General features: G+C 65.1%; 24 protein-coding genes. All 24 read right to left on the bottom strand.

Annotated elements, in window-relative coordinates:
* Positions 1 to 86: 86 nt before the first annotated feature.
* The 24 genes from rpsK to rplB all read right to left on the bottom strand — a co-directional run bounded on the left by rpsK (position 87) and on the right by rplB (position 12,626).
* Positions 87 to 491, bottom strand: a complete 405-nt coding sequence (rpsK, locus tag OHU89_RS30020) for a 30S ribosomal protein S11 (RefSeq protein WP_003956432.1) — start codon at positions 489 to 491, stop codon at positions 87 to 89.
* Between the two features lie 70 nt (positions 492 to 561).
* The gene (rpsM, locus tag OHU89_RS30015; protein WP_046263515.1) at positions 562 to 942 is read right to left on the bottom strand and encodes a 30S ribosomal protein S13; all 381 of its coding nucleotides are present in this window, start codon (positions 940 to 942) and stop codon (positions 562 to 564) included.
* Positions 943 to 1,134: 192 nt separating this feature from the next.
* Positions 1,135 to 1,248, bottom strand: a complete 114-nt coding sequence (rpmJ, locus tag OHU89_RS30010; RefSeq protein ID WP_003998809.1) for a 50S ribosomal protein L36 — start codon at positions 1,246 to 1,248, stop codon at positions 1,135 to 1,137.
* A 57-nt stretch (positions 1,249 to 1,305) separates the two neighbouring features.
* Positions 1,306 to 1,527, bottom strand: a complete 222-nt coding sequence (infA, locus tag OHU89_RS30005) for a translation initiation factor IF-1 (RefSeq protein WP_003948620.1) — start codon at positions 1,525 to 1,527, stop codon at positions 1,306 to 1,308.
* 253 nt (positions 1,528 to 1,780) lie between these two features.
* On the bottom strand, positions 1,781 to 2,617 hold the full coding sequence (gene map, locus OHU89_RS30000) for a type I methionyl aminopeptidase (RefSeq protein ID WP_405647392.1): 837 nt from the start codon (positions 2,615 to 2,617) through the stop codon (positions 1,781 to 1,783).
* Between the two features lie 97 nt (positions 2,618 to 2,714).
* Positions 2,715 to 3,377, bottom strand: a complete 663-nt coding sequence (locus OHU89_RS29995) for an adenylate kinase (protein WP_266888953.1) — start codon at positions 3,375 to 3,377, stop codon at positions 2,715 to 2,717.
* Positions 3,377 to 4,690 carry a preprotein translocase subunit SecY gene (gene secY, locus OHU89_RS29990; RefSeq protein ID WP_266888954.1) on the bottom strand — a complete coding sequence of 438 codons (1,314 nt, stop codon included), beginning with the start codon at positions 4,688 to 4,690 and terminating at the stop codon, positions 3,377 to 3,379. Before secY ends, OHU89_RS29995 begins: the two co-directional genes overlap by 1 nt.
* 244 nt (positions 4,691 to 4,934) lie before the next feature.
* Complete coding sequence (gene rplO / locus OHU89_RS29985) at positions 4,935 to 5,390, bottom strand: 50S ribosomal protein L15 (RefSeq protein WP_020941680.1); 456 nt, start codon at positions 5,388 to 5,390, stop codon at positions 4,935 to 4,937.
* Between the two features lie 2 nt (positions 5,391 to 5,392).
* Complete coding sequence (rpmD, locus tag OHU89_RS29980) at positions 5,393 to 5,575, bottom strand: 50S ribosomal protein L30 (RefSeq protein WP_046263519.1); 183 nt, start codon at positions 5,573 to 5,575, stop codon at positions 5,393 to 5,395.
* Entirely contained in the window at positions 5,575 to 6,183 is a 609-nt protein-coding gene (gene rpsE / locus OHU89_RS29975) for a 30S ribosomal protein S5 (RefSeq protein WP_013001409.1), read from the bottom strand. Before rpsE ends, rpmD begins: the two co-directional genes overlap by 1 nt.
* Positions 6,184 to 6,224: 41 nt before the next feature.
* Positions 6,225 to 6,608 carry a 50S ribosomal protein L18 gene (rplR, locus tag OHU89_RS29970; RefSeq protein ID WP_046263520.1) on the bottom strand — a complete coding sequence of 128 codons (384 nt, stop codon included), beginning with the start codon at positions 6,606 to 6,608 and terminating at the stop codon, positions 6,225 to 6,227.
* A 3-nt stretch (positions 6,609 to 6,611) separates the two neighbouring features.
* Positions 6,612 to 7,151: a 50S ribosomal protein L6 gene (rplF, locus tag OHU89_RS29965; RefSeq protein WP_046263521.1), complete on the bottom strand. Its 540-nt coding sequence runs from the start codon at positions 7,149 to 7,151 to the stop codon at positions 6,612 to 6,614.
* Positions 7,152 to 7,175: 24 nt separating this feature from the next.
* A complete protein-coding gene (gene rpsH, locus OHU89_RS29960) occupies positions 7,176 to 7,574 on the bottom strand; it encodes a 30S ribosomal protein S8 (RefSeq protein ID WP_013001411.1) in 399 nt (132 codons plus the stop codon).
* Positions 7,575 to 7,788: 214 nt separating this feature from the next.
* Positions 7,789 to 7,974: a type Z 30S ribosomal protein S14 gene (locus OHU89_RS29955; protein ID WP_003956452.1), complete on the bottom strand. Its 186-nt coding sequence runs from the start codon at positions 7,972 to 7,974 to the stop codon at positions 7,789 to 7,791.
* Positions 7,975 to 7,979: 5 nt separating this feature from the next.
* A complete protein-coding gene (gene rplE / locus OHU89_RS29950; protein WP_003974255.1) occupies positions 7,980 to 8,537 on the bottom strand; it encodes a 50S ribosomal protein L5 in 558 nt (185 codons plus the stop codon).
* Positions 8,537 to 8,860 (bottom strand): 50S ribosomal protein L24, encoded by a 324-nt coding sequence (gene rplX, locus OHU89_RS29945; RefSeq protein ID WP_046263522.1) that lies wholly within the window; start codon positions 8,858 to 8,860, stop codon positions 8,537 to 8,539. Before rplX ends, rplE begins: the two co-directional genes overlap by 1 nt.
* Positions 8,861 to 8,862: 2 nt before the next feature.
* Positions 8,863 to 9,231, bottom strand: a complete 369-nt coding sequence (gene rplN / locus OHU89_RS29940) for a 50S ribosomal protein L14 (RefSeq protein ID WP_003992364.1) — start codon at positions 9,229 to 9,231, stop codon at positions 8,863 to 8,865.
* A gap of 100 nt (positions 9,232 to 9,331) precedes the next feature.
* Entirely contained in the window at positions 9,332 to 9,619 is a 288-nt protein-coding gene (gene rpsQ, locus OHU89_RS29935) for a 30S ribosomal protein S17 (RefSeq protein ID WP_046263523.1), read from the bottom strand.
* Positions 9,619 to 9,843: a 50S ribosomal protein L29 gene (gene rpmC, locus OHU89_RS29930; RefSeq protein ID WP_005481220.1), complete on the bottom strand. Its 225-nt coding sequence runs from the start codon at positions 9,841 to 9,843 to the stop codon at positions 9,619 to 9,621. Before rpmC ends, rpsQ begins: the two co-directional genes overlap by 1 nt.
* Positions 9,843 to 10,262 carry a 50S ribosomal protein L16 gene (gene rplP, locus OHU89_RS29925; RefSeq protein WP_004927269.1) on the bottom strand — a complete coding sequence of 140 codons (420 nt, stop codon included), beginning with the start codon at positions 10,260 to 10,262 and terminating at the stop codon, positions 9,843 to 9,845. The genes rpmC and rplP overlap by 1 nt, the downstream gene beginning before the upstream one ends.
* Before the next feature lie 5 nt (positions 10,263 to 10,267).
* The gene (rpsC, locus tag OHU89_RS29920) at positions 10,268 to 11,104 is read right to left on the bottom strand and encodes a 30S ribosomal protein S3 (protein WP_266888956.1); all 837 of its coding nucleotides are present in this window, start codon (positions 11,102 to 11,104) and stop codon (positions 10,268 to 10,270) included.
* On the bottom strand, positions 11,104 to 11,451 hold the full coding sequence (gene rplV, locus OHU89_RS29915; protein ID WP_030619142.1) for a 50S ribosomal protein L22: 348 nt from the start codon (positions 11,449 to 11,451) through the stop codon (positions 11,104 to 11,106). Before rplV ends, rpsC begins: the two co-directional genes overlap by 1 nt.
* A 44-nt stretch (positions 11,452 to 11,495) precedes the next feature.
* Positions 11,496 to 11,777, bottom strand: a complete 282-nt coding sequence (rpsS, locus tag OHU89_RS29910; RefSeq protein ID WP_003992359.1) for a 30S ribosomal protein S19 — start codon at positions 11,775 to 11,777, stop codon at positions 11,496 to 11,498.
* A gap of 12 nt (positions 11,778 to 11,789) precedes the next feature.
* Positions 11,790 to 12,626 (bottom strand): 50S ribosomal protein L2, encoded by an 837-nt coding sequence (gene rplB, locus OHU89_RS29905; RefSeq protein ID WP_030046376.1) that lies wholly within the window; start codon positions 12,624 to 12,626, stop codon positions 11,790 to 11,792.
* Positions 12,627 to 12,637 lie beyond the last annotated feature (11 nt).

Raw genomic sequence — 12,637 nt, 5'->3', positions numbered from 1 at the left:
TGACGCCCTGATTTGTAACAAGGGTACGGGCGATACGACTCCGAAGAGTCATACCGCCCGAAAACCTCAGACCAAGCAGCCGTGCGTCAGACGCGGCGGCGCTTGGGCGGACGGCAGCCGTTGTGCGGGGTGGGCGTGACGTCCTGGATCGAGCCGACCTCGAGGCCGGTGGCCTGGAGGGAGCGGATCGCGGTCTCACGGCCGGAGCCGGGACCCTTGACGAACACGTCAACCTTGCGCATGCCGTGCTCCTGCGCGCGGCGGGCGGCCGACTCGGCGGCCATCTGCGCGGCGAAGGGGGTGGACTTGCGCGAGCCCTTGAAGCCGACGTGGCCGGCGGAGGCCCAGGAGATCACGTTGCCCGAGGGGTCCGTGATCGAGACGATCGTGTTGTTGAACGTGCTCTTGATGTGGGCGTGCCCATGAGCGACGTTCTTCTTTTCCTTGCGGCGCACCTTCTTGGCAGCGCCCTGACGACCCTTGGGGGGCATCTAGTAACTCCTACGGGGAGGTGGTCGGTCCTACAGCGAAGACCGCTGATGAAGCGTTGTCCGCTGAGGACTACTTCTTGCCCGGCTTCTTCTTGCCGGCGATGGCGCGACGCGGGCCCTTGCGGGTACGAGCGTTCGTGCTGGTGCGCTGACCGCGGACGGGCAGACCACGACGGTGACGGAGACCCTGGTAGCAACCGATCTCCACCTTGCGGCGGATGTCGGCCTGGACCTCGCGACGGAGGTCACCCTCGGTCTTGATGTTGTTGTCGACGTACTCACGAATCGCGACGAGCTGCTCCTCGGAGAGGTCGCGAACGCGGGTGTTCGGGTCGACGCCGGTCTCGGCCAGCGTCAGCTGGGAGAGAGTACGGCCAATACCGAACACGTAGGTCAGGGCGACCTCCACGCGCTTTTCGCGCGGGATGTCAACACCGGAAACGCGTGCCATTCAATGGCTCCTGGTGATCTTCGGAGGTCTTCCACAGAACCGGTTCCCAGCCGCCGTACCAGGTACGAACTGGGTCCCCGGCCTCCGAACCGGGGGTGTCAGGCACCGGAGTGCCTGGGTTCTGCGTATGAACAAATTCAGCTCGCGTCGCGCGAATCTCTGCGATATCGATGCAGAGGGAAAGGTCGTGCGTCAGCCCTGGCGCTGCTTGTGGCGCGGGTTCTCGCAGATGACCATGACCCGACCGTGACGGCGGATCACCCTGCACTTGTCGCAGATCTTCTTGACGCTCGGCTTGACCTTCATTAGTGAGGTTCTCCGGGTCAGTGCCACCACCCCGCCGAAACGGGATGCGGGCAAGATCTACTTGTAGCGGTAGACGATCCGGCCACGCGTCAGGTCGTACGGAGACAACTCCACCACGACCCGGTCGTCAGGGAGGATACGGATGTAGTGCATACGCATCTTGCCGCTGATGTGTGCCAGGACCTGGTGGCCGTTCTGGAGCTCGACCTTGAACATGGCGTTCGGCAGAGACTCGACGACAGTGCCCTCGATCTCGATGGCACCTTGCTTCTTGGCCACGCTTCGCCCTTCGAATCGACTACCTTGATCGACTCTGTACGAGCGCATGCAGGCATGCGGGTGCACGAGAGCCGACGAGTCAGTCTACGTCAGCACACCCGGAAAGACGAATCGAGGAAGAATGCCCGGGGAGGGAGATCTTTAAGCACGCGGGGGGCAGGGACGCGCCCCAAAGGGGCGCGGGGCTGTGTCGATATGCGGCTCCGCTGCGTGGGCGCGACCAGCCCCCACGCAGCCGCACACAACATACGACCTAGGCAAGCGGATCTGGAGCGGCGGTCACGCCATACTCCGCCAGCTTCGCCTTGCCCCCGTCGGGAGCGGTGAGCACCAGCGGACCGTCCACGGTCAACGCGACAGAGTGCTCCCAGTGCGAAGACCACGTACCGTCCGTCGTGATCACGGTCCAGTCGTCGGAGAGGACCTCGGTCCTGGGCGTACCCAGCGACACCATCGGCTCGATCGCGAGGCAGAACCCGGGAACCAGCTTCGGCCCCTTCCCCCGCCGCCGGTCGACGTAGTTCAGCAGATGCGGGTCCATGTGCATCTCGGTGCCGATGCCGTGGCCGCCGTAGTCCTCGATGATCCCGTAGCGCCCGCCGCCGGCCTTCGGCTGCCGCCGGATGTACGTCTCGATGGCCTTCGACACATCCACCAGCCGGTTGCCCTGCTTCATCGCGGCGATACCGGCCCACATGGACTCTTCCGTGACCCGGGACAGCTCAAGGAGCTCCGGAGCGTGACCGGACCCCACGAAGGCCGTGTAGGCCGCGTCACCGTGCCAGCCGTCGACGATCGCGCCGCAGTCGATGGAGATGATGTCGCCGTCCGCCAGGACCACGTCGTCGGACGGGATGCCGTGGACCACGACCTCGTTCACGGAGGTGCAGATCGTCGCCGGGAAACCGCCGTACCCCAGGAAGTTCGACTTCGCCCCGTGCTCGGCGAGCACCTTGCGCGCGACCTCGTCCAGGTCCTTCGTGGACGCCCCCGGTACAGCGGCCTCCCGCGTGGCCGCGTGGATGGCGGCGACGACCAGTCCCGCCTCACGCATCTTGGCGATCTGCTCGGGGGTCTTGATCTGCACCATGGGGGCCTGCGCTCTCCGTCACTCGCTGGTTCGGTTACCTACACAACAGTACGGCCGTGGAGTCCCTCGGGACTCCACGGCCGTACCAGGACGACGACTACTGGTCGTCGCCCTCACGCTTCAGTCCGGCCAGCGCACGAGTGGTGACCTCGTCCACCGGACCCATGGCCTCGATCGTCACGACCAGGCCCTGCGACTTGTAGTAGTCGATGATCGGCTCGGTCTGCGTGTGGTAGACCTCGAGCCGTGTGCGGACGGTGGCCTCGGAGTCGTCGTCCCGCTGGTACAGCTCGCCGCCGCAGACGTCACAGACGCCTTCCTTGGCCGGCTTCTTGTACGTCACGTGGAAGACGTGCGAGGAGTCGTTACGGCAGATGCGCCGACCGGCGATCCGCTTGACGACCTCCTCCTCGGGGGCCTCCAGGTCCAGCACCGCGTCCAGCTTGATGCCCTCGGTGGTGAGCAGCTCGTCCAACGCCTCGGCCTGTGAGACGTTCCGCGGGAAGCCGTCCAGCAGGAAGCCGTTCTCGGCGTCCGGCTGTTCCATACGGTCCTTCGCCATCGCGATGGTGACCTCGTCGGGGACGAGGTTGCCGGCGTCCATGTAGGACTTCGCGAGTTTGCCAAGGTCCGTCTGCTGGCTGATGTTGGCGCGGAACAGGTCGCCCGTGGAGATGTGCGGGACACGCAGTTTCTCGGCGAGGCGCGTGGCCTGCGTTCCCTTTCCGGCGCCAGGCGGCCCGACGAGGACGATTCGCATCAGCGGAGGAACCCTTCGTAATTGCGCTGCTGGAGCTGGCTCTCGATCTGCTTCACCGTCTCAAGACCCACACCCACGATGATCAGGATGCTGGTCCCGCCGAACGGGAAGTTCTGGTTTGCCCCGAAACCAACCAACGCCATCGTCGGGACGAGAGCAATCAGACCCAAGTACAGCGAACCCGGCCAGGTGATCCGGTTGAGTACGTAGGAGAGGTACTCAGCGGTCGGTCGGCCAGCCCGGATGCCCGGGATGAAGCCACCATACTTCTTCATGTTGTCGGCGACTTCCTCGGGGTTGAAGGAGATCGCGACGTAGAAGAAGGCGAAGAAAACGATCAGCAAGAAGTACATGGTGATGTAAATCGGGTGGTCGCCCTTGGTCAGATTCTGCTCGACCCAGGTTTTCCAGCCGGAGTTGCTGCTCGAGAACTGCGCGATGAGAGCCGGGATGTACAGCAGTGACGACGCGAAGATGACGGGAATCACACCCGCCTGGTTCACCTTCAGCGGGATGTACGTGGACGTCCCGCCATAGGCGCGGCGGCCGATCATCCGCTTCGCGTACTGAACCGGGATACGGCGCTGAGCCTGCTCGACGAAGACCACCAGACCGACCATGACCAGGCCGACCGCGACGACGGTGCCGAACTCGATCCAGCCGTCGGCCAGGGTGCCCTGCTTCTTGATGGCCCACAGCGCCGACGGGAAGGTGGCGGCGATCGAGATGAACATCAGGATCGACATGCCGTTGCCGATACCGCGGTCGGTGATGAGCTCACCGAGCCACATCACGACGGCCGTACCGGCGGTCATGGTGATGACCATGACGATCGTGGAGAAGATCGAGCGGTCCGGGACGATGGACGACGCGGCGGTGCAGCCGGAGAACAGTGCACCACTTCGGGCGGTGGCGACGAGGCCCGTGCCCTGAAGGATGGCGAGCGCCACGGTCAGGTAACGGGTGTACTGCGTGATCTTCGCGGTACCGGCCTGGCCCTCCTTCTTGAGGGCTTCCAGGCGCGGGATGACCACGGTCAGCAGCTGAAGGATGATGCTCGCCGTGATGTACGGCATGATCCCGAGCGCGAAGATGGTGATCTGCAGCAGCGCTCCGCCGCTGAACATGTTGACCAGACCGAAGAGGCCCTGGTTCGCGGACGCCTCGTCGACGCACTGCTGAACGGACTTGTAGTCGACGCCGGGGATCGGAACGTGGGTACCGACTCGGTACACCACGATGATGGCCAGCGTGAAGAGCAGCTTCTTGCGCAGGTCGGGCGTCTTGAACGCCCGGGCGAACGCGGTGAGCACGGTGCCTCCTGCGACCCCCGCGCTACTGCGTCAAGGGTGACGGTCTTGAGGTTCGACGGATACAGACGAATACGTAACGGCCAACTGCCGCTCAAGGTGCCCCAGGTGCAGCACCCTGTGAAAGTTGGCAGTGCAGGCCACCTTACCGGCGAGACTGCCACCCTAGGAACGACCAACCGGGGATACCCCATTTGTGGGGTATCCCCGGTCGGGATCGCTCAAGTCATCGAGACGCCTGAGGTGTTCAGACGAGCTCGGTGACGGTGCCGCCGGCCGCGGTGATCTTCTCCTTGGCGGAGCCGGAGACGGCGTCGACCGTCACCTGCAGCGCCACGGTGATCTCACCCTGACCGAGGACCTTGACGAGGCTGTTCTTGCGAACGGCACCCTTGGCCACCAGACCCTCGACGGTGACCTCGCCACCCTCGGGGTAGAGCGCGGCCAGCTTGTCGAGGTTCACGACCTGGAACTCGACCTTGAACGGGTTCTTGAAGCCCTTGAGCTTCGGAAGACGCATGTGGAGGGGCATCTGCCCACCCTCGAAGCGCTCCGGAACCTGGTAACGGGCCTTCGTGCCCTTGGTACCACGTCCAGCCGTCTTACCCTTCGACGCCTCACCACGACCCACACGGGTCTTGGCGGTCTTGGCGCCCGGGGCGGGACGGAGGTTGTGGATCTTGAGCGGGTTGTTCTCCGCCATGATCAGTCGACCTCCTCGACCGACACGAGGTGGCGGACGGTGTGCACCATGCCGCGGAACTCGGGGCGGTCCTCCTTGACGACCTGCGAGTTGATGCCCTTGAGACCAAGGGAACGCAGGGTGTCACGGTGGTTCTGCTTGCTGCCGATGTACGACTTCGTCTGCGTGATCTTGAGCTGTGCCATTACGCAGCACCGGCCCCGGCACGCGCACGCAGCAGAGCCGCGGGAGCGACGTCCTCGAGGGGCAGACCACGGCGAGCCGCGATCTCCTCGGGACGCTGCAGACCCTTCAGGGCCTCCACGGTCGCGTGCACGATGTTGATCGCGTTCGACGAGCCGAGCGACTTCGACAGGATGTCGTGCACGCCGGCGCACTCGAGCACGGCACGCACCGGGCCACCGGCGATAACGCCGGTACCGGGGGAAGCAGGCTTGAGCAGGACGACGCCCGCGGCCTTCTCGCCCGTGATCGGGTGCGGGATGGTGCCCTGGATACGGGGGACCTTGAAGAAGTGCTTCTTGGCCTCTTCAACACCCTTGGCGATCGCGGCCGGCACCTCCTTGGCCTTGCCGTAACCGACACCGACGGTGCCATCGCCATCGCCCACTACGACGAGCGCAGTGAAGCTGAAGCGACGACCACCCTTCACAACCTTGGCGACACGGTTGATCGCGACAACGCGCTCAACGTAAGCGGTCTTCTCGGCGGCAGCTGCGCCGCCGTCACGGCCCTTCCGGTCCCGCCGCTCGCCGCCACCGGCACCGCCACCGCGGCGCTGGGGTCCAGCCATTGGAATTACCTCTCTCTGTTTCCGCTAGCTACGGAAGCGGCTCAGAACTTGAGCCCGGCTTCGCGGGCGGCGTCCGCCAGGGCAGCAATGCGCCCGGCGTACTGGTTGCCACCACGGTCGAATACGACAGCCTCGACGCCCGCAGCCTTGGCGCGCTCGGCGACCAGGGCGCCGACCGACTTGGCCTGCGCGGACTTGTCGCCCTCGGCACCGCGGATCGAGGTGTCCAGGGTCGACGCCGACGCCAGGGTGTGACCCTTGATGTCGTCGATGACCTGGGCCACGATGTGGCGGTTCGAGCGCGTCACAACGAGACGCGGCCGCTCAGCCGTACCCGAGATGTGCTTGCGGATACGAATGTGACGGCGCTTGATCGCGGCGCGCTTGTAGGCGTCGCCCTTAAGGATCTTCTGTCCGTATGCCATGGCTTACTTACCCGCCTTTCCGACCTTGCGGCGGATGACTTCGCCCTCGTACTTGACGCCCTTGGCCTTGTACGGGTCGGGCTTGCGCAGCTTGCGGATGTTGGCCGCAACCTCGCCGACCTTCTGCTTGTCGATGCCCTCGACCGAGAAACGGGTCGGGTTCTCAACCTTGAAGGTGATGCCCTCGGGGGCTTCGACGGTGATCGGGTGGCTGTAGCCCAGAGCGAACTCGAGGTTCGATCCCTTGGCCGTAACGCGGTAACCGACACCGCTGATCTCGAGCTTCTTCACGTAACCCTGGGTCACGCCGGTGATCATGTTCGCCACCAGCGTGCGGGACAGGCCGTGCAGGGCCTTGTTCTGACGCTCGTCGTTGGGGCGGGTGACGCTGAGCACGCCGTCCTCACCCTTGGCGATGTCGATCGGCGCAGCGACGGTGTGGGAGAGAGAGCCCTTGGGGCCCTTCACCGAAACCGTACGGCCGTCGATGGTGACGTCCACGCCGGCGGGAACCGTGATGGGGAGCTTGCCAATGCGCGACATAGCTGTTTCCTCCGTTCCCTTCCGCTACCAGACGTAGGCGAGAACTTCTCCGCCTACGCCCTTCTTGCCGGCCTGCTTGTCGGTGAGGAGCCCGTGGGACGTGGAGATGATCGCCACGCCGAGGCCACCCAGCACCTTGGGCAGGGAGGTGGACTTCGCGTAAACCCGGAGACCGGGCTTGGAGATCCGCTTGATGCCCGCGATGGAGCGCTCACGGTTCGGGCCGAACTTCAGCTCGAGGACGAGGTTCTTGCCGACCTCGGCGTCCTCGACCTTCCAGCCCGTGATGAAGCCCTCCTGCTGGAGGATCTCCGCGATGTGAGACTTGATCTTGGACGCCGGCATCGTCACAGAGTCGTGGTACGCCGAGTTCGCGTTCCGCAGACGCGTAAGCATGTCTGCGATCGGATCAGTCATGGTCATGAATTGGCCTTCGGCCTCTCTCGCCGGGGTTTCCTGGTGCGCCATCCCTCTCCTCGATCCGAGACGAGGCGGGTGCGGTGCGGTGGACCTACGGCGTAGTAAGTCGTACGGGCGACCATCAGGCGCCCAACCCTCCTAGCCTAAGCCATGGAGAGGAGGGCGCCTGACACGCCCAGTGCTTACCGAGAGCCCTTGGAGTCCCTAAAAGCGGGGACTACCAGGAGCTCTTGGTCACGCCCGGCAGCTCGCCACGGTGAGCCATCTCACGAAGGCACACGCGGCACAGGCCGAACTTGCGGTACACGGAGTGCGGACGGCCGCAGCGCTGGCAGCGGGTGTACGCACGCACACCGAACTTGGGCTTGCGAGCAGCCTTGGCAATCAGAGCCTTCTTCGCCATCTCGCTCACGCCTCCTTGAAGGGGAAGCCGAGGTGACGAAGGAGAGCACGGCCCTCAGCGTCGTTGGTCGCCGTGGTCACCACGGTGATGTCCATACCCCGGGTACGGTCGATCTTGTCCTGGTCGATCTCGTGGAACATGACCTGCTCCGTGAGACCGAAGGTGTAGTTGCCACGGCCGTCGAACTGCTTGGGGGACAGACCACGGAAGTCGCGGATGCGCGGAAGCGCGAGCGACAGGGTGCGGTCCAGGAACTCCCACATGCGGTCGCCACGGAGCGTGACGTGGGCACCGATCGGCTGACCCTCACGCAGCTTGAACTGCGCGATGGACTTGCGGGCCTTGGTGACGGCCGGCTTCTGACCGGTGATCGTGGTGAGGTCGCGGATGGCGCCCTCGATCAGCTTGGAGTCGCGGGCGGCGTCGCCCACACCCATGTTGACCACGATCTTGACGAGGCCGGGGATCTGCATGACGTTCTCGTAGGAGAACTCCTCACGCAGCTTGCCCGCGATCTCCTCGCGGTACTTCGTCTTGAGACGCGGAGTCGTGGTGGTAGCCATCAGATGTCCTCACCCGTCCGCTTGGCAACGCGAACCTTGTTGCCCTCGTCGTCGAAGCGGTAACCGACACGCGTGACGACCTTGTTGCCGTCCTTCTCAACGACCAGCTGGACGTTGGAGACGTGGATCGGCGCCTCGGTCGTGACGATGCCACCGGCCTGCGAACCCTTGGCGGTCGGGCCGGCCTTGGTGTGCTTCTTGACCCGGTTGACACCCTCGACCAGGACACGCTCGTCGCTCGGGTAAGCGGCAATGACCTTGCCCTGCTTGCCCTTGTCCTTACCGGTGATGACCTGAACCAGGTCGCCCTTCTTGATCTTCATGCTTACAGCACCTCCGGCGCGAGCGAGATGATCTTCATGAACTTCTTCTCGCGCAGCTCCCGGCCCACCGGGCCGAAGATACGGGTGCCACGAGGGTCGCCGTCGTTCTTGAGAATGACAGCGGCGTTCTCGTCGAAGCGGATGTACGAGCCGTCGGGACGGCGACGCTCCTTGACGGTGCGAACGATGACCGCCTTGATGACGTCACCCTTCTTCACGTTGCCGCCGGGGATCGCGTCCTTGACGGTGGCGACGATGACGTCACCGATGCCCGCGTAGCGGCGACCGGAGCCACCGAGCACACGGATGCAAAGGATTTCCTTCGCACCAGTGTTGTCGGCGACACGCAGTCGCGACTCCTGCTGGATCACGTCTATCTCCTGTTTGTCTGCCGGTTCCCGGCAGGGGCTCCGTGACGGAACCCCTGCCGAGCCTGGCGGAACTGACCTGCGGGATTACCCCCGCAGGAAATTACTTGGCCTTCTCGAGGATCTCGACGATGCGCCACCGCTTCGTGGCGGACAGCGGCCGGGTCTCCGCAAGGAGGACACGGTCGCCGACGCCGGCGGCGTTCTGCTCGTCGTGCGCCTTGAGCTTGTTCGTACGGCGGATGACCTTGCCGTACAGCGCGTGCTTGACGCGGTCCTCGACGGCGACGACGACGGTCTTGTCCATCTTGTCGCTGACGACGAGACCCTCACGGGTCTTGCGGAAGCCGCGGGCCTCTGCAGTCTGCTCAGTCACGTTGCTCTCACTCATCAGGCGCTCTCCACCGTCTCGATGCCCAGCTCGCGCTCACGCATCAGGGTGTAGATCCGCGCGATGTCCTTACGGACGGCCTTGAGCCGACCGTGGTTCTCGAGCTGACCCGTCGCCGCCTGGAAGCGGAGGTTGAACAGCTCTTCCTTGGCTTCGCGGAGCTTGTTGAGAAGCTCCTCGTCACCCAGTTCGCGCAGCTCGGACGCCTTGGTACCGGCCGACATCACGCTTCACCTGCCTCGCGCTTGACGATCCGGCACTTCATCGGCAGCTTGTGGGCTGCGCGAGTCAGGGCCTCACGGGCGATCTTTTCGTTGGGGTAGGACAGCTCGAACATGACCCGGCCCGGGTGCACGTTCGCGATCCACCACTCGGGAGAACCCTTACCGGAACCCATGCGGGTCTCGGCAGGCTTCTTCGTCAGCGGGCGGTCCGGGTAGATGTTGATCCAGACCTTGCCGCCACGCTTGATGTGGCGGGTCATCGCGATACGGGCCGCCTCGATCTGGCGGTTGGTCACGTACGCCGGCGTGAGGGCCTGAATGCCGTACTCGCCGAACGCGACCGTCGTACCGCCCTTGGCCTGACCACGGCGCTTCGGGTGGTGCTGCTTGCGGTGCTTGACCCTACGGGGGATCAGCATGTCGGTCAGGCCTCCGTTCCGGTGCTCTCAGCCGGAGCGGCAGCCGCCGGAGCCTCGGCCTTGGGGGCCTCGGCAGCGGGAGCCTGCTGCGGCTTACGACCGCGACCGCCGCGCTCGCCACCACGGCCACCACGGGCCGGGCGGTCGGCGCCGCCGCCACCACGGGCCGGGCGGTTGCCGGCGCGGGCTGCGGCGTTCTCGGCGCGGACCTCGGCGATGTTCTTGACATCGCCCTTGTAGATCCAGACCTTCACACCGATGCGGCCGAAGGTCGTCTTGGCCTCGAAGAAGCCATAGTCCACGTTCGCGCGGAGCGTGTGCAGGGGCACACGGCCCTCGCGGTAGAACTCCGAGCGGGACATCTCGGCGCCGCCGAGGCGGCCGCCGCACTGGATCTTGATGCCCTTGGCGCCGGCCTTCATGGCGGACTGCATGCTCTTACGCATGGCCCGACGGAAGGAGACGCGGGAGGAGAGCTGCTCGGCAACGGCCTGAGCAACCAGCTGAGCGTCCGTCTCGGGGTTCTTGACCTCGAGGATGTTCAGCTGGACCTGCTTGCCCGTGAGCTTCTCGAGGTCACCGCGGATGCGGTCGGCCTCGGCGCCACGGCGGCCGATGACGATGCCCGGACGCGCGGTGTGGATGTCCACGCGGACGCGGTCACGGGTGCGCTCGATCTCAACCTTCGAGATGCCGGCGCGCTCCATGCCGGACGTCATCATCCGACGGATGGCGACGTCTTCCTTGACGTAGTCCTTGTACAGCTTGTCGGCGTACCACCGGGACTTGAAGTCCGTGGTGATGCCGAGCCGGAACCCGTGCGGGTTTACCTTCTGGCCCATTACCGGGTTCCTTCCTTGCTGCTGACGACCACGGTGATGTGGCTGGTCCGCTTGCGGATCCGGTAGGCGCGGCCCTGGGCACGCGGACGGAACCGCTTCAGGGTCGGGCCCTCGTCGACGTACGCCTCAGAGATGACGAGGCTGTCGGCGTCGGTGTGGTCGTAGTTGTGCGCGGCGTTGGCGATGGCGCTGTCGAGCACCTTGCCGACGGGCACTGAGGCTGCCTGCGGAGCGAATCGCAGAACAGCCTGAGCCTCCGTGGCATCCATGCCACGGATAAGGTCCACCACGCGGCGGGCCTTCATGGGCGTAACGCGGATGTACCGCGCCTGGGCCCTGGCTTCCATGGTTGTCCCTCTCAGTTACTTACGTGTCTGAATGCGATCCGCTACTAGCGGCGCTTCGACTTCCGGTCGTCCTTGACGTGACCCCGGAAGGTACGAGTCGGCGAGAACTCGCCGAGCTTGTGACCGACCATCGACTCGGTGACGAACACCGGGATGTGGGTCTTGCCGTTGTGCACCGCGAGCGTGTGGCCGAGCATGGCCGGCACGATCATGGAGCGACGGGACCAGGTCTTGATGACGTTCTTGGTGCCAGCTTCGTTCTGGGCGTCCACCTTCTTGATCAGGTGGTCGTCGACGAAGGGCCCCTTCTTGAGACTCCGCGGCATCTAAACCCGCTCCTAGCGCTTCTTGTTCGTCTTGCGGCGGCGGACGATGTACTTGTTCGAAGCCTTCTTCGGCGAACGAGTACGACCCTCCTTCTGACCCCACGGGGAGACCGGGTGGCGACCACCGGAGGTCTTGCCCTCACCACCACCGTGCGGGTGGTCAACCGGGTTCATCGCCACACCGCGGACGGTCGGGCGAACGCCCAGCCAGCGCTTACGGCCGGCCTTACCCCAGTTGATGTTGCTCTGCTCGGCGTTGCCGACCTCGCCGACGGTGGCGCGGCAGCGCACGTCGACCAGGCGGATCTCACCGGAAGGCATGCGGAGGTGGGCCATCTGGCCCTCCTTCGCGAGCAGCTGCACCGAGGCACCGGCGGAGCGGGCGAACTTGGCGCCGCCACCGGGACGGAGCTCGATCGCGTGGATCGTGGTACCGACCGGGATGTTGCGGAGCGCCAGGTTGTTGCCCGGCTTGATGTCGGCCCCGGGACCGTTCTCGACGCGGTCACCCTGCTGCAGGTTGCGCGGGGCGAGGATGTAGCGCTTCTCGCCGTCCGCGTAGTGCAGCAGCGCGATGCGCGCGGTGCGGTTGGGGTCGTACTCGATGTGCGCGACCTTCGCCGGCACGCCGTCCTTGTCGTGACGACGGAAGTCGATCACTCGGTAGGCGCGCTTGTGTCCGCCACCCTGGTGGCGAACGGTCACACGACCGGAATTGTTACGGCCGCCCTTGCTGTGCAGGGGGCGAACCAGCGACTTCTCCGGCGTGGACCGCGTGACCTCGACGAAGTCGGCGACGCTGGAGCCACGGCGGCCCGGCGTAGTCGGCTTGTACTTGCGGATTCCCATTTCTCAGTCCT

Origin of the sequence: Streptomyces sp. NBC_00019, from assembly GCF_045041015.1 — a bacterium.
Lineage (GTDB): Bacteria > Actinomycetota > Actinomycetes > Streptomycetales > Streptomycetaceae > Streptomyces.
Note: the sequence above shows the minus strand (reverse complement) of the source record. Positions and strands in the feature narration are given on the sequence as shown.

Bases quoted from the DNA above. Each gene is read 5' to 3' on its own strand.
- map (WP_405647392.1), bottom strand. From the start codon at position 2,617: ATGGTGCAGATCAAGACCCCCGAGCAGATCGCCAAGATGCGTGAGGCG.
- rpsH (WP_013001411.1), bottom strand. From the start codon at position 7,574: ATGACCATGACTGATCCGATCGCAGACATGCTTACGCGTCTGCGGAAC.
- rpsE (WP_013001409.1), bottom strand. From the start codon at position 6,183: ATGGCTGGACCCCAGCGCCGCGGTGGCGGTGCCGGTGGCGGCGAGCGG.
- OHU89_RS29955 (WP_003956452.1), bottom strand. From the start codon at position 7,974: ATGGCGAAGAAGGCTCTGATTGCCAAGGCTGCTCGCAAGCCCAAGTTC.
- rpsQ (WP_046263523.1), bottom strand. From the start codon at position 9,619: ATGAGTGAGAGCAACGTGACTGAGCAGACTGCAGAGGCCCGCGGCTTC.
- rpsS (WP_003992359.1), bottom strand. From the start codon at position 11,777: ATGCCGCGGAGTCTCAAGAAGGGGCCCTTCGTCGACGACCACCTGATC.
- rpsK (WP_003956432.1), bottom strand. From the start codon at position 491: ATGCCCCCCAAGGGTCGTCAGGGCGCTGCCAAGAAGGTGCGCCGCAAG.
- rpsC (WP_266888956.1), bottom strand. From the start codon at position 11,104: ATGGGCCAGAAGGTAAACCCGCACGGGTTCCGGCTCGGCATCACCACG.
- rplE (WP_003974255.1), bottom strand. From the start codon at position 8,537: ATGGCTACCACCACGACTCCGCGTCTCAAGACGAAGTACCGCGAGGAG.
- rpsM (WP_046263515.1), bottom strand. From the start codon at position 942: ATGGCACGCGTTTCCGGTGTTGACATCCCGCGCGAAAAGCGCGTGGAG.
- rplO (WP_020941680.1), bottom strand. From the start codon at position 5,390: ATGGCGGAGAACAACCCGCTCAAGATCCACAACCTCCGTCCCGCCCCG.
- rplB (WP_030046376.1), bottom strand. From the start codon at position 12,626: ATGGGAATCCGCAAGTACAAGCCGACTACGCCGGGCCGCCGTGGCTCC.
- rpmC (WP_005481220.1), bottom strand. From the start codon at position 9,843: ATGTCGGCCGGTACCAAGGCGTCCGAGCTGCGCGAACTGGGTGACGAG.
- rplX (WP_046263522.1), bottom strand. From the start codon at position 8,860: ATGAAGATCAAGAAGGGCGACCTGGTTCAGGTCATCACCGGTAAGGAC.
- rplR (WP_046263520.1), bottom strand. From the start codon at position 6,608: ATGGCATACGGACAGAAGATCCTTAAGGGCGACGCCTACAAGCGCGCC.
- rpmJ (WP_003998809.1), bottom strand. From the start codon at position 1,248: ATGAAGGTCAAGCCGAGCGTCAAGAAGATCTGCGACAAGTGCAGGGTG.
- rpmD (WP_046263519.1), bottom strand. From the start codon at position 5,575: ATGGCACAGCTCAAGATCACGCAGACGAAGTCGTACATCGGCAGCAAG.
- rplV (WP_030619142.1), bottom strand. From the start codon at position 11,451: ATGGAAGCCAGGGCCCAGGCGCGGTACATCCGCGTTACGCCCATGAAG.
- OHU89_RS29995 (WP_266888953.1), bottom strand. From the start codon at position 3,377: ATGCGAATCGTCCTCGTCGGGCCGCCTGGCGCCGGAAAGGGAACGCAG.
- rplF (WP_046263521.1), bottom strand. From the start codon at position 7,151: ATGTCGCGCATTGGCAAGCTCCCCATCACGGTTCCCGCCGGCGTGGAC.
- rplP (WP_004927269.1), bottom strand. From the start codon at position 10,262: ATGCTGATCCCCCGTAGGGTCAAGCACCGCAAGCAGCACCACCCGAAG.